Raw genomic sequence first — 14,541 nt, forward strand, 5'->3', positions numbered from 1 at the left:
CCCCGATGCCGGGGCATCGGGGACCTTGTCGGTGGTCTGACTGACCTGCGGTCAGCGTTTACGCTTCTTCTTCTTGCCCTTACCGCTTCCCCCGCCGCTCTTCTGTGCGGGGCGCGTCCGTTGACCGCCCGGCTGCTGTGGTCTCTGACCCGGCCGAGGAGCCGCGCCCGGAGAGGGCGCGGGAGCGACCGCCGGGGCGGCGTCCGGGTCGTCGTCGTCATCCGACGTCACACCGGCCACCGTCTCCTGGGAGGCCACGGCGGTACCTGTCGGGGCACCCCGGCCCCTCTTGGGGTTGACGGGCTTCACGCCGACCCTCGGGGCGAGGGACTTCTGCTCCTCACGGCGCTTGAGGGCGGCCACGTCGTCCTCCTTGGCCATCTTCTCGAAGAGGTAGTACTGCTGGCCGAGGGTCCACAGGTTGTTGGTGACCATGTAGACGAGGATCGCCATCGGCCAGAACGCGCCGGTGACCAGGATGCCGATGGGGAAGGCCCACAGCATCAACTGGTTCATGATCTTGGCCTGCGGGTTGGCCGCGGCCTCAGGCGACTGGCGGGACAGCGAGATCCTGGCGTTGAGGTGCGTGGTGACCGCCGAGACGATCATCAGCGGGATGGCCACGATGATGATGTTCCAGCGCTCGAAGTCCAGTGCCGCCCCGGGGTCGACGAACGCCTGGAACTGCTCGATCGGCTGGGAGATGAACGACGACAGGGGAGCGCCGAACAGCCGCGCGTCCAGGAAGCTCTGGACCTCGTCCGCGTTGAAGACGTAGTTGCCGGTGTTCCGCGTCTCCTCCGCGCTCATACCGAGCGCACCGAAGTTGTTGCCCATCCGGTTGAAGGACCGGAGCACATGGAACAGACCCAGGAAGACGGGGATCTGGATGAACATCGGCAGACAACCGAGGACCGGATTGAACCCCTCGGACTTCTGGAGCTTGCGCGTCTCGGTGGCGAGCTTCTCGCGATCGTTCTTGTACCGCTTCTGCAGCTCCTTCATCCGCGGCTGCATCTCCTGCATCTTCCGCGAGAAGCGGATCTGCTTGGCCGCCGGCCAGAACAGCAGGATGCGGAGGGTGACCACGAGGAAGATCACGGAGAGCGCCCAGATGGCGCCGTTGGAGTCGGGTGACTCCACCCAGGGAAGAAAGCCCCCGAGGAACGCGAAGATCTTGTGCCAGAACCAGAGGATCCCGGAGATCGGGTAGTAGACCAGAGGGTCGGTGATGAACGACATCGGTGGTGGAGTCCTAGCTTCGTTCGGAGTTGTCGGGATGCTCGTGGGGATGATCCGCGGGATCGTCGGGGGCGCGGGGCTCGGAGGAACGGGATTCCGGGACCGGATCCCACCCGCCGGGAGTCCAGGGACCACACCTCAACAACCGCCACACCGAGAGCCACGTCCCGTACCAGGCGCCGTGCACTCGAACGGCCTCGACCGCGTAACTGCTGCAGGTGGGTTCGAACCGACAGCTCGGTGGGGTCAGGGGCGAGATCCCCTTCTGGTAGAAGTCGAGCATCCACAGAAGGACCCGGGCCACGGGGCCGTGGCGGCCCTCGGTCATGACCGCTCCTCACGAGCACGCGGCACCGCGGAGGACAGACCGGAACGCATATCGCGGACCAGATCGTCATGGGAGGCCGCCGCAGAGGCCGGATTGGCCCTGACCACGATCAGGAGATCGGGATCGAGCTCCGCCAGCAACTCGGCGGCGATATGACGAAGCCGCCGGCTGACACGGTGGCGGGTCACCGAGTCACCGACGGCTTTGCTGACGACCAGGCCGAAACGAGGACCGCCCACGCGGACGTCCGAAGAGTCCACGTGGGCGTGTACGACCATCGTCCGGCGGCCCTTCCTCGCACCCCTCCGCACCACCGCCGCGAAGTCAGCGGAACGGTGGAGCCGGTGGGTCCTGGGAAGCACCCGCCACCCCGGCCCGGATCAGGCCGTCAACGAGGCGCGGCCCTTACGGCGGCGAGCGCCGACGATGCCGCGTCCGGCGCGCGTGCGCATCCGGAGACGGAAGCCGTGCACCTTGGCACGACGACGGTTGTTCGGCTGGTAAGTCCGCTTGCCCTTGGCCATGATTGGCTCCTCACGTGAAGTAGGCGCCACTCGTGCGCCCGATCGAGTTCCTGATGTCGTCGAAACACCACTGACGGGCGGTACCACGACGCGCCGCACGCCTCACGGGCGCGCGACAGACTGCTCAAGATTACGCGCACGATGGCCTCGCCACCAAACCGTGTAATCACATCCGCACCATCGGTACCACCCTGCAGGCCACGGCAACACGCCGGGACGCCGGATGCTTGACATCCGCCCTCCAGTTGATCTTGAGGGTTGCCCACGAGTTCACGGTGTTGTTACGGTCATTCATCATCGAGCCCCACCCGGGCCGCCTAACGTAATCACGACGCAGCAGACCCCACCCTCACGCACTGGAGACCGAACCCGCCACCGCGGGGCCGGTCTATCTTCCACAGCTGTGGACAACCATGTGGATACCGCGTTGGACCTGGGTCGGAGCCTGTGGATAGAGTGTGGTGCCCGGCCGGGCCGAGAGGGTCGGCCACCCGGAACCGCTTCACACCGACGAGAGGAGACCGCCCACCGTGTCTCCTGACCTCGAACACGTGTGGAGCGCGGTCCTCGACAAGCTGACCGACCCGTCTCTGGCCAGCGACGACAATCCCGCGTTGTCCCGCCAGCAGCAGGCCTGGTTGCGTCTCGTCCAACCGATCGCCGTGGTCAACGGGTTCGCGATGCTCGCCGCGCCGTCCGCGTTCGCCCGGGACAACATCGAGTCGATCCTGCGCGGGCCGATCACCCGCGCGCTCAGTTCCCAACTCGGGGAGCCCGTCGATCTGGCGGTCAAGGTCGACACCTCCCTCGCCGGCCGGCACCACCACTCCGATGCCGACGATCCCCGGATCGACGTCGACGAGATACACCGACCCGAGCCGGAGGCCTCCCATCCACCGGCCACCTCGCGCCCGGTCCGCATGACCGAGGAGCAGATCGCGGCCGAACGACTGCTGCACGGCAGCGACCGCGACGAGGCCCTGTCGGCGGCGACCGCGCCTGGACTCAACGAGCGGTACACGTTCAGCGCGTTCGTCCAGGGGAACTCCAACCGGTTCGCCCGAGCGGCGGCGCTCGCGGTCGCGGAGGCCCCGGCGCGCGCCTACAACCCGCTGTTCATCTGGGGCGAGTCGGGGCTCGGCAAGACACACCTGCTCCACGCGATCGGGCACTACTCCCTGAGGATGTACTCCGAACAGAAGGTCAAGTACGTCTCGACCGAGGAGTTCACCAACGACTTCATCAACTCCGTCCGCGACGGCCGCCAGAACATGTTCAAGAAGCGGTACCGCGAGGCCGACATCCTCCTGGTCGACGACATCCAGTTCCTCATCGGCAAGGAGCAGGTGCAGGAGGAGTTCTTCCACACCTTCAACACGATCCACAACGCCCAGAAGCAGATCGTCATCTCCTCCGATCGGCCCCCCAAGCAGCTCCAGCCCCTCGAGGACAGGCTGCGTACCCGCTTCGAGTGGGGTCTCATCACGGACATCCAGCCGCCCGAGCTCGAGACGCGAATCGCGATCATCGACAAGAAGGCCAAGTCGGAGAACTACGTGGTCCCCCGCGATGTCCTGGAGCTGATCGCCACACGCGTGCAGCGCAACATCCGCGAGCTCGAGGGTGCGCTGATCAGGGTCGTCGCGTTCGCCTCCCTCAACGGACACGAGATCGACGTCCCGTTGGCCGAGGTGGTCCTGCGCGACGTGGTCTCGGACGACGATTCCCTCCAGATCTCGGCCGCGACGATCATGGCGGTGACCGCGGAGTTCTTCTCCACCAGCATCGACGAGCTCTGCGGGACGTCGAAGACCCGGTCTCTCTCCCGCGCCCGCCAGATCGCGATGTACCTCTGTCGAGAGCTCACGGACCTCTCGCTACCCAAGATCGGCGTCACCTTCGGCGGCAAGGACCACACCACGGTCATGTACGCCCAGCGGAAGATCCTCAAGGAGATCAAGGACGACCGGCGCATGTACGACCAGATCCAGGAGCTCACCGCCCGGATCAAGGAACGCTCGCGGTCTCTCTGACGGCTCTCCGACCCGTCCCCCCGGCCGCACACCCACGCGATCCCTCTGCTGCTCCTGCGGCGGCTCGTCCGTGCGCTCGCCGATGCCTTCGTCCGTGCCCTCGTCGGGCCGGACCGCTCGGTTCCGCGTGGCTCCTCGTCGGGCCGCCCCCCGAGTGGCCCGGCGCCGCACACGCCCGCCCCACGGACCACCCCCGGTTCTCGAGAGGCGGAGTCGTGTGACCGTTCCGACATGTAAATGTGACCCCCCTCATACCATGTGCCACACCCTTCACACCTGTGGACAACTCTGTGGGTTCCTGTGGACCGGCGGTGGACAGACGGTGGACCGAAATCTGTGATTCCACCCGCGCCGCTCGCAAGTCACAGGATGAGCCGATTCGGTCCACAGCCACAATCGCACCCTGAACTGCGTAGACAGGCGTCGGCTCACAATTTCACAGGACCTACTACTACTACTTATCTCTCTAGAGAGTTCTTGTAAGAAGTAGGTATGTGGAACGGCGAGCCTGCTTGACCGGGTTACAGGACTCCGTGTTCCCGCTGTCGGCGGGAGCGGTTACTCTCATGGAGATGATCCGGCGGACCCCGTCGGACGCCAGAGAACGCCCGAGACCGCAGCCGCGAACAGACCACTCGTCCAGATACCGGCGGTACGCGCCCCGCCCAGAAAGAGGTCACCGATGGAGATCACGGATCCGACGTTCCGCGTCACCCGCGAGGACTTCGCCGATTCGGTGGCCTGGGTGGCGCGGACCCTTCCGTCTCGACCGTCGGTCCCGATCCTCGGCGGGGTTCTCCTCGAGGCGGACTCCGGTCTGACCATCTCGGGTTTCGACTACGAGACCTCCGCGCAGGTCTCCGTCCCGGCCGAGGTGTCCGAGCCGGGGAGCACCCTGGTGTCCGGTCGGTTGTTAGCCGACATCGCCCGCGCGCTCCCGGACCGTCCGGTCGAGGTCACGGTGAGCGCCCAGAAGATGTACATCAACTGCGGCACCGCCAAGTTCACCCTGCCCACGATGCCGGTCGAGGACTACCCGCAGCTGCCGGCGATGCCCGGGGTGACCGGATCGGCCGCGGTCGACGCGTTCTCCGAGGCCGTGGCCCAGGTCGCCGTGGCGGCCGGCAAGGACGACACGCTCCCGATGCTCACCGGCATCCGGATGGAGATCGAGGGACCCCGGGTCACCCTCATCGCGACCGACCGGTTCCGCCTGGCCATCCGCGATCTGGAGTGGGAACCCGCTCGCGAGGACGTGGCCGTGGAGGTCCTGATCCCGGCCAAGACGTTGTCCGACGTGACCCGGTCGGCGGGCCAGGGTGGGCGTGTCGACCTCAGCCTGGGCGCGGGCTCGGAGGTCGGGGCGGACGGCATCATGGGCGTGCTGGTCTCCGGGCAGCGCACCACGACGCGGCTCCTCGACGCCGAGTTCCCCAAGGTCCGCCAGCTGCTGCCGACCCAACACACCTCGATGGCGGTCGTCCAGGTCGACGCGCTGGTGCAGGCCATCAAGCGCGTCGCGCTGGTCGCGGACCGGGGAGTGCAGGTCCGGATGACGTTCTCCGACGGCGAGTTGGCGCTCTCCGCGGGCGGGGATGACGCGGCCCAGGCCTCGGAGACCCTCCCCGTCGACTTCCTCGGTGAGCCCCTGACCATCGCGTTCAACCCCGGTTACCTGTTGGACGGGCTCGGCAGCATGCACTCGGCGCGCGTCGCGTTCGGGTTCACCCAGGCCAGCCGTCCCGCGGTCCTGCGCCCCGCTCCCGAGGAACTGCCCTCCCCGGACGCCGACGGCGCGATCGCCCCCGTCGACTCGAACCACACCTACCTGCTCATGCCGGTCCGCCTGCCGGGCTGACCCGGCTCTCCCGAAGCCGCCCGGCATGCACCTGCGTCACCTCAGGCTCCTGGATTTCCGATCCTGGCCTCTGCTCGAGCTGGAGCTGGAGCCCGGGGTGACCACACTGGTGGGGCGCAACGGTCACGGGAAGACGAACGTCCTCGAGGCCGTCGGGGTGCTGGCCACCCTGAGATCGCACCGGGTTGCAGCCGAGGCACCGATGATCCGCACGGGCGCGGAGACGGCCATGATCGCCGCCCTCGCCCACAACGCCGGACGTGAACTCACCGTGGAGCTGGCCCTCAACTCGGGGCGGCCCAACCGGGCGCGGCTCAACACCTCGCCCTGCCGCCGCCTCGGCGACATCCTCGGGGTGGTGCAGTCCGTGCTCTTCGCACCCGAGGACCTGGCCCTGGTCCGGGGGGAACCGGCCGAGCGTCGCAGACTGCTCGACGAGCTCCTGGTCCAACGTCGGCCCGCCCACGGGGGCGACCTCGCCGAGTACTCCTCTGTTCTCCGACAGCGGTCGGCCCTCCTCAAATCCGCCTCCGGCGTTCTCCGGCGCGGGAGGGGGGAGGAGGCGGAGGCGGCCCTGGACACGCTCGACGTGTGGGACGGTCGTCTCGCCCAACTCGGGGCGAGGATCGTCGCGGGGCGCGTCCTCCTGCTCGAGGAGTTGCGACCACTGGTCGTCGATGCCTATCGCGGTCTGGCGCCGGAGTCCCGTCCGGCCGATCTCGCGTACCGGTTCCGGGTCGGCGCCGCGCCGGAGGAGTCCGAGTTGGCCGACCCCGAGCTCGTCGAGGCTGTCCTGCTCGCCGAGCTCGGGAGGAGACGCCAGGACGAGATCGACCGGGGGATGTCCCTCGTCGGACCTCACCGGGACGATGTGGTCCTGTCGCTCGGTGACGAGCCCGCCAAGGGGTTCGCCAGCCACGGCGAGACGTGGTCGTTCGCCCTCGCCCTGCGCCTCGGATCGCTCGAACTCTTCCGGGCGGACGGCATCGAGCCCGTCCTGCTCCTGGACGACGTGTTCGCCGAACTCGACCGCCACCGCCGTGCCGCCCTCGCGGCGGCGGCGACCGGCGTCGAACAGGTCTTGGTGACCGCGGCGGTCGGCGAGGACGTCCCGGACGGATTGCGGGGGGTCCGTCATGACGTGGTGATGACGGGGGAGGGCGCGGGTCGTCACTCGGACATCACGGTGTCGCGCCGCGCCGCCGGACGTCACGACGAGGTTATGGACGACGACCAGAACGACGGAGACGACGACACCGCACCCTCGACCAGGGAGGTCCACAGGTGACCGACGATCAGCGGAGGGATCCGATAACACCGTCCGACCCGCCACAACGCGGTTATGACATCGCGAGGCAGGCCCTCGAGGAGGCGCGCACACGGGCTCGTGCGGACGGCAAACAGGTCGGTCGCGGGCGGACCGGTCCGGTGGGAGGCGGGAAGCGGCTGCGCAAACGTGGCTGGACCGGGTCGGGTGCCGACCCCTGGGATCCCCAGCCGCTCGGGCGACTCGTCGGCCAGGTCGCCAAGAGACGGGGTTGGGACGACAAGGTCACCACCGGTCGGCTGTTCGCGGAGTGGGACCGCATCGTCGGCGAGGACATGTCCGCGCACGCCACCCCGGAGCGACTCGAGGAGGGCGTGCTGTACGTCCGCGCCTCCAGCACCGCGTGGGCGACCCAACTCCGGCTCGTGGCGGCCGACATCCTCCGCAAGATCGCCGCGGCCATGGGACCGGGTCACGTGCGTCGCCTCAAGATCGAGGGCCCCGAGAAACCCAGTTGGCGGAAGGGCCCGTTGCACGTGTCCGGTCGTGGGCCGCGGGACACCTACGGCTGAGGGGCGGAGCCACCCGGGTGGCCATCGGGCCCGTCCTGGCGAGCCCGGGGGCCGCGCGCGGGTTGTCGCAGGTAGACTGGGCCGGTCCCAGACCCCCGAGACGCGAGGAGTTCGCACGTGGCGGACGCCAAGAGCAAGGCCAGCAAGAAGGGCACGAACGACTACGGTGCGTCATCGATCACCGTTCTCGAAGGACTCGAGGCCGTCCGGCTGCGTCCGGGTATGTACATCGGCTCCACAGGGACGCGCGGTCTGCACCACCTGATCTGGGAGGTGGTGGACAACTCGATCGACGAGGCAATGGCCGGCCACGCGACCGGTGTCAAGGTGACCTTGCTGGAGGACGGCGGCGTCGAGGTGATCGACGACGGCCGTGGCATCCCCGTCGAGATGCACGAGCAGGGCATGCCCACCGTGCAGGTCGTCATGACCCAGCTGCACGCGGGCGGCAAGTTCGACTCCGACTCCTACGCGGTCTCCGGTGGTCTCCACGGCGTGGGCATCTCGGTGGTCAACGCGCTGTCGACCCGGGTCGAGGTGCAGATCAAGCGGGACGGACGCCTGTGGCAGCAGAACTTCAACATGGCCGTCCCCGAGGAGCTCGTCGACGCCGGGCCCGCCGAGGGAACCGGCACCAGGGTCCGCTTCTGGGCTGACGGGTCGATCTTCGAGTCCACCGAGTACGACTTCGACGTGGTGGCCCGTCGCCTCCAGGAGATGGCGTTCCTCAACAAGGGCCTGACCATCACCCTGACCGATCGACGGTCCCGGGCGGAACAGGCAGCGGAGCTCGACGCGATCGCGGACAGCGAGGGTCGCGGATCCGACTCCGCGCCCGGTTCCGACGAGGGGTCGGACATCGAGCACGCCGTGGACGCGGAGCAGGCCTTCGTCGAGGGGGCCGTCGAGACCACCGAGCCCGCCGAGCCGGTCAAGGTCCGTGAGCGCAAGCGCACCTTCCACTACCCGGACGGCCTCAAGGACTACGTCACCGCGATCAACAAGTCCAAGACGGCGATCCACCAGACGATCCTCTACTTCGAGGGCAAGGGCACGGGCCACGAGGTCGAGGTCGCGATGCAGTGGAACTCCGGGTACTCGGAGTCGGTCCACACCTTCGCCAACACGATCAACACCCATGAGGGCGGCACCCACGAGGAGGGCTTCCGCGCCGCGCTGACCTCACTGGTGAACAAGTACGCCCGCGACAAGAAGCTGCTCAAGGAGAAGGACCCCAACCTCACGGGTGACGACATCCGCGAGGGCCTCGCCGCGGTGATCTCGGCCAAGATCTCCGACCCCCAGTTCGAGGGTCAGACCAAGACGAAGCTGGGCAACACCGAGGTCAAGGGCTTCATCCAGCGGCAGGTCTCGGAGCACGTCGGTCACTGGTTCGAGGCCAACCCGGCCGAGGCCAGGGTGATCGTCAACAAGGGCATCGCCTCGAGCCAGGCCCGCGTCGCCGCCCGCAAGGCCCGCGAGATGGTCCGCCGCAAGTCGGCGACCGATATCGGCGGGCTCCCCGGGAAGCTGGCCGACTGTCGCTCCAAGGACCCGGCCAAGTCCGAGTTGTACATCGTGGAGGGCGACTCCGCCGGCGGCTCGGCCAAGTCCGGTCGGGACTCGATGTTCCAGGCGATCCTGCCGCTGCGCGGGAAGATCATCAACGTCGAGAAGTCCCGGATCGACAAGGTCCTCAAGAACACGGAGGTCCAGGCGATCATCACCGCCCTGGGCACGGGTATCCACGAGGAGTTCGATCTCGAGAAGCTGCGCTACCACAAGATCGTGTTGATGGCCGACGCCGACGTCGACGGTCAGCACATCTCGACGCTCCTGCTCACCCTCCTGTTCCGGTTCATGAAGCCGCTGGTGGAGAACGGGAACGTCTACCTGGCGCAGCCGCCGCTGTACAAGCTCAAGTGGGGCAAGGGCGAGCCCGACTTCGCGTACTCGGACCGCGAGCGCGACGAGCTCCTCAAGATCGGTCTGGAGAAGAAGCGCAAGATCAACGTCGAGGACGGGATCCAGCGCTACAAGGGTCTCGGTGAGATGAACCCCAAGGAGCTGTGGGAGACCACCATGGATCCGACGGTGCGCACCCTCCGGTTGGTCACGCTCGACGACGCCGCGGCCGCCGACGAGTTGTTCTCGATCCTCATGGGCGAGGACGTCGACGCGCGCCGCAACTTCATCACCCGCAACGCGCGGGACGTCCGCTTCCTCGACGTCTGATCCGCGCCCCCGGTCGGCGGGCATCTCGCAGGGAGGGCAGCGGTATCGCCCGCGAGATGCCCGCCGACCCGTGGGCTACAGGCTCCCGCAGTCGTTCGGCGCGGGTTCTCCCGCGAGCCGGCGGGTGACGAAGTCCAGGGCCGCCGGGAAGTTGGTCACGGCCGCCGCGGCGTGCGTCACGCCGGCGACGGGCGGGGTCGTCTCATAACGGAAGTGCACGGCCGTTCCCTGGTCGCACCAGTCCCGGCCGAGCTGCTCGACCTGACCGAGCGGGATGATGTCGTCGTTGACACCCCCGGCGACCATCACCGGGACCTCGGGTCGGAGTCGGCCGATCCGCTGGTGATCGAGGACCCGCAAGGCCTCGGGCTCGGAGCGGATCAGCTCTCCGAGGCTGCGGCCCGAGTGGGTCCACTCGTTGGTGGTGCGCATCCCGTACGCCGAGCGCAGGTCGAGGGTGCACAGGCCGGCGATGTCTGCGAGCGCGGCCCGACCGGCGCCGTTGACCTGCCTGTCGACCACCTGCTGGACGGCGGGGAAGCGCTGGGACATGCCGTTGATGGCGTACCCGATCGCACCGGTGAGCGTGGAGCCGTCGATGTGGTCGAGCACCGCCAGCAGATCCGCCGGGGGAGCGGACGCGTAGGCCGCCCGCAGGTCGACATCCGGGGCGTACACGGGGGCGAGCTCGGCAGCGGCCGCGGAGGCACCTCCACCCTGGGAATGACCCCAGAACACCACGGGAGCGTCCCCGCTCAGAGCGCGGGCGGCCCGGGCACCGTCCAGCATGGCGTGGGCCTGCTCCACCCGGTCGGAATAGGTGTGCACGCCGGGCGTGCCGAGCCCGATGTAGTCGATCACCATCACCCGGAAGCCCTGGGCGGCCAGGACCAGCGCGAACGCCTGCTCATACGAGGGCACCGCGCCCCCGGTCTGCGGGTTCACGCCGAGCGCCGTCTCAAGATTCCGGGACGGGGCACACGCATCGCCCTGACCCTGCGTACCGGGCCCGATCACGATGGTGGGTCGTGGACCGGGACCGTTCCACCGTGCGGTCGAGTCGTACAGCGCGCCGGATGTGGCCACGGGTCGACCGTCGACGTCGAGGGTCTGGTAGACGACACGCTGAGCCACCGCCGGCAGCGGGGAGGGAAGCGGAGGCAGTCCGGGGACGGATACCGCGAGCGGTAGGTCGGCCGGTTGCGCACGGAGGACGGCGCCCGGGGACGAGGGTGCGAGGCCCCGGGTGTCGTAGAAACCGCCCGGTTGGTCGAACTGGACGCCGTCCCGGTTCGCGGTCGGCTGCGTCACCGGTTGCGCGCCGGCAGGGGCTGCAAGGCCGCTGACGAGCGCAAAGACAGAGGCTCCCGCCACGGCCACAAGACGACGGTTTCGGTGGCCGGGTTCACTACGGAGGCGCGACATGACGGAAATGTTACGTGCGTCACATCATCTGGGCACGGCAATCCGTCGAGACGGCCCGAGACCAGGCGGCCCGAGACCAGGCGGCCCGAGACCAGGCGAGCGGACAGGGTCAGCGAGGACCGGGTCCGGGAGCGGTGACGCCCGGAGGACCCGGCGGCGCACCCGCTCGAGGACCTGTTCCATTCGCAGATAATAGGGTGCCCGAGGCGTGCCCTCGAACCCGTTTCCCCAGGACCTATAGACTGGGCGGGTCGTACGGCCGCCGTCAGAGCACGCGCGTGCCCGCGACATCGTCTGCGAGAGAAGCCAGCGCGACGAGGAACCGAAGAGGAGCCCATGACGGACACGACGTTGCCGCCCGACGCCGGGGGACACGACCGCATCGAACCGGTCGACATCCAGGCGGAGATGCAGAGAAGCTACATCGACTACTCGATGAGCGTCATCGTCGGGCGGGCCCTCCCGGACGTCCGGGATGGGCTCAAGCCCGTCCACCGTCGCATTCTCTACGCGATGTGGGACAACGGCTACCGGCCCGACCGTAGCTACGTGAAGTCCGCGAAGCCCGTCGCCGACACCATGGGCAACTACCACCCGCACGGTGACTCGGCCATCTACGACACCCTGGTCCGTCTGGCCCAGCCGTGGGCGATGCGCTACCCGATGGTCGACGGCCAGGGGAACTTCGGTTCGCGCGGCAACGACGGTGCGGCCGCGATGCGCTACACCGAGTGCAAGATGACCCCGCTCGCCATGGAGATGGTCCGGGACATCGACAAGAACACGGTCGATTTCCAGCCCAACTACGACGGCAAGACATCCGAACCGGTCGTTCTGCCGTCCCGGGTACCGAACCTGCTGATCAACGGCTCCAGTGGCATCGCGGTGGGAATGGCCACCAAGATGCCGCCGCACAACCTCCGCGAGGTCGCCGAGGCCGTCTACTGGGTTCTGGAGAACCCGGACGCCGGGGACGACGAGGCGCTCGACGCCTGCATGGGCTTCATCAAGGGGCCGGACTTCCCGACCCACGGGTTCATCGTCGGGGACCAGGGCATCAAGGACGCCTACACCACCGGGCGCGGTTCGATCAGGATGCGCGGCAAGACCTCCATCGAGGAGGACGGCAACCGCACCGTCATCGTGATCACCGAGCTGCCCTACGAGGTCAACCCGGACAACATGATCCTGTCGATCGCCGAGCAGCTGCGCGACGGCAAGATCGCCGGCATCTCCAGGATCGACGACGAGTCGTCCGATCGTGTGGGCCTGCGGATCGTCATCACGCTCAAGCGCGACGCCGTGGCCAAGGTCGTCCTCAACAATCTCTACAAGCACTCGCAGCTGCAGACGTCGTTCGGCGCCAACATGCTGTCGATCGTCGACGGCGTGCCGCGCACGCTCCCGATCCACCAGCTGGTGCGGCTGTACGTCACGCATCAGATCGAGGTCATCGTCCGGCGCACCCAGTACCTGCTGGACGAGGCCGAGCGGCGGGCCCACATCCTGCGCGGGCTGGTCAAGGCGCTCGACGCTCTCGACGAGGTCATCGCGCTCATCCGTCGGTCGCAGACCGTCGACATCGCCCGCGAGGGTCTCAAGGACCTCCTCGACATCGACGACGACCAGGCCCAGGCCATCCTCGACATGCAGCTCCGCCGCCTCGCGGCCCTGGAGCGACAGAAGATCGTGGACCAGCTCGCCGCCATCGAGCTCGAGATCGCCGACTACAAGGACATCCTGGCCAAGCCCGAGCGGCAGCGGGCGATCGTCGGAGACGAACTCCGCGAGATCGTCGAGAAGTACGGCGACGACCGACGCACCGTGATCATCCCGGCCGACGGCGACGTCACCGACGAGGACCTGATCGCCCGCGAGGACGTCGTCGTCACCATCACGGAGACGGGTTACGCCAAGCGGACCCGCACGGATCTCTACCGCGCCCAGAAGCGGGGCGGCAAGGGTGTGCGGGGTGCGGAGCTCAAGCAGGACGACATCGTCCGGCACTTCTTCGTCTCCTCCACGCACGACTGGCTGCTGTTCTTCACCACGAAGGGCCGGGTCTACCGCGTCAAGGCCTACGAGCTGCCCGAGGCCAGCCGCACCGCGCGGGGCCAGCACGTGGCCAACCTCCTCGCGTTCCAGCCGGAGGAGCGGATCGCCGGGGTCATCCGGATCAAGGGGTACCAGGACGCCCCGTACCTGGTCCTGGCCACCAGCAACGGCCTGGTCAAGAAGTCCCGTCTCGAGGACTACGACTCGCCTCGCTCGGGCGGTCTCATCGCCGTCAACCTCCGCGACGGCGACGAGCTCGTCGGTGCCGCCCTCGCCGGCCCCGAGGACGACCTCCTCCTGGTCTCCGAGAAGGGACAGTCGATCCGGTTCCACGCCAACGACGACACGCTCCGCCCGATGGGCCGTGCGACGTCCGGTGTCATGGGGATGCGGTTCAACGACGGCGACGCCCTGCTCAGCATGTCGGTGGTCCGTTCGGAGATGGACGAGAACCAGCTCTTCCTGCTGGTGGCCACCGAGCGCGGGTACTCCAAGCGCACCGCGCTGGCCGAGTACACGGCCCAGGGCCGGGGCGGCAAGGGCGTGCTCACGCTCATGTTCGATCCCAAGCGCGGCAAGCTCGTGGGTGCGACGATCGTGGAGTTGCAGGACGAGCTCTACGCCATCACGTCCAGCGGTGGCGTGATCCGCACGTTCGCCAAGCAGGTGCGCAAAGCGGGCCGGCAGACCAAGGGCGTGCGCCTGATGAACCTCGCCGAGGGCGACTCGCTGCTGGCGATCGCCCGCAACGCCGACGAGCCCGACGACGACGACCGGCTCGACGCCGGGTCCGACAAGGAGTAGAAGGCGATGACCGAGCCGAGCGACGGACCCGAGAGCGGCCCGGCACCCAAGGGTTCCACCCCTGCGCCGGGCTTCGGCGGGTCGGCCAGCTCCACGACCGGGGCGGAGTCCCCCGCCGTGGAGACCACCCCCGACGACGCGACCGCGACCGCGTCGTTCCCCGCGGCGACCCAGCACCGCGCCGAGGGACTGCCCGGC

The 14,541-nt window shown here is 68.2% G+C and carries 11 protein-coding genes and 1 pseudogene; 7 read left to right on the top strand and 5 right to left on the bottom strand.

Translation table 11 applies throughout. The features are described 5' to 3' along the window. Nucleotides 1-51 precede the first annotated feature (51 nt). The 4 genes from yidC to rpmH are packed head-to-tail and all read right to left on the bottom strand — an operon-like array spanning nt 52 to nt 2,094. Nucleotides 52-1,242 carry a membrane protein insertase YidC gene (yidC, locus tag G6028_RS03270; RefSeq protein WP_182609577.1) on the bottom strand — a complete coding sequence of 397 codons (1,191 nt, stop codon included), beginning with the start codon at nt 1,240-1,242 and terminating at the stop codon, nt 52-54. Between the two features lie 13 nt (nt 1,243-1,255). Beyond that, nucleotides 1,256-1,570 (bottom strand): membrane protein insertion efficiency factor YidD, encoded by a 315-nt coding sequence (yidD, locus tag G6028_RS03275; RefSeq protein ID WP_182609576.1) that lies wholly within the window; start codon nt 1,568-1,570, stop codon nt 1,256-1,258. Then, nucleotides 1,567-1,932, bottom strand: coding sequence for a ribonuclease P protein component (rnpA, locus tag G6028_RS03280; RefSeq protein ID WP_182609575.1), 366 nt, complete (start codon nt 1,930-1,932; stop codon nt 1,567-1,569). Before rnpA ends, yidD begins: the two co-directional genes overlap by 4 nt. An 18-nt stretch (nt 1,933-1,950) precedes the next feature. Next, entirely contained in the window at nt 1,951-2,094 is a 144-nt protein-coding gene (rpmH, locus tag G6028_RS03285; RefSeq protein WP_179524010.1) for a 50S ribosomal protein L34, read from the bottom strand. 530 nt (nt 2,095-2,624) lie between these two features. On the opposite strand from rpmH, the gene dnaA reads away from it, so the two are divergent. The 5 genes from dnaA (at nt 2,625) to gyrB (ending at nt 10,059) form a co-directional block, all read left to right on the top strand. Continuing rightward, nucleotides 2,625-4,127, top strand: coding sequence for a chromosomal replication initiator protein DnaA (gene dnaA / locus G6028_RS03290; RefSeq protein ID WP_179524011.1), 1,503 nt, complete (start codon nt 2,625-2,627; stop codon nt 4,125-4,127). A 682-nt stretch (nt 4,128-4,809) separates the two neighbouring features. Beyond that, a complete protein-coding gene (gene dnaN / locus G6028_RS03295; RefSeq protein ID WP_182609574.1) occupies nt 4,810-5,985 on the top strand; it encodes a DNA polymerase III subunit beta in 1,176 nt (391 codons plus the stop codon). A 25-nt stretch (nt 5,986-6,010) separates the two neighbouring features. After that, complete coding sequence (recF, locus tag G6028_RS03300; RefSeq protein WP_182609573.1) at nt 6,011-7,273, top strand: DNA replication/repair protein RecF; 1,263 nt, start codon at nt 6,011-6,013, stop codon at nt 7,271-7,273. After that, nucleotides 7,270-7,824, top strand: a complete 555-nt coding sequence (locus tag G6028_RS03305; RefSeq protein ID WP_179524013.1) for a DciA family protein — start codon at nt 7,270-7,272, stop codon at nt 7,822-7,824. The genes recF and G6028_RS03305 overlap by 4 nt, the downstream gene beginning before the upstream one ends. 117 nt (nt 7,825-7,941) lie before the next feature. Next, entirely contained in the window at nt 7,942-10,059 is a 2,118-nt protein-coding gene (gene gyrB / locus G6028_RS03310) for a DNA topoisomerase (ATP-hydrolyzing) subunit B (protein WP_179524014.1), read from the top strand. A 75-nt stretch (nt 10,060-10,134) separates the two neighbouring features. Here the strand turns inward: gyrB and G6028_RS03315 are convergent, their stop codons facing one another. Then, nucleotides 10,135-11,370 carry an alpha/beta fold hydrolase gene (locus tag G6028_RS03315; RefSeq protein ID WP_338404137.1) on the bottom strand — a complete coding sequence of 412 codons (1,236 nt, stop codon included), beginning with the start codon at nt 11,368-11,370 and terminating at the stop codon, nt 10,135-10,137. A 450-nt stretch (nt 11,371-11,820) separates the two neighbouring features. On the opposite strand from G6028_RS03315, the gene gyrA reads away from it, so the two are divergent. Then, the gene (gene gyrA / locus G6028_RS03320) at nt 11,821-14,343 is read left to right on the top strand and encodes a DNA gyrase subunit A (RefSeq protein ID WP_182658032.1); all 2,523 of its coding nucleotides are present in this window, start codon (nt 11,821-11,823) and stop codon (nt 14,341-14,343) included. Nucleotides 14,344-14,349: 6 nt separating this feature from the next. Beyond that, nucleotides 14,350-14,541: pseudogene (locus G6028_RS03325) on the top strand (DUF3566 domain-containing protein); the annotation flags it as partial.

Origin of the sequence: Dietzia cercidiphylli, from assembly GCF_014145145.1 — a bacterium.
GTDB lineage: Bacteria > Actinomycetota > Actinomycetes > Mycobacteriales > Mycobacteriaceae > Dietzia > Dietzia natronolimnaea.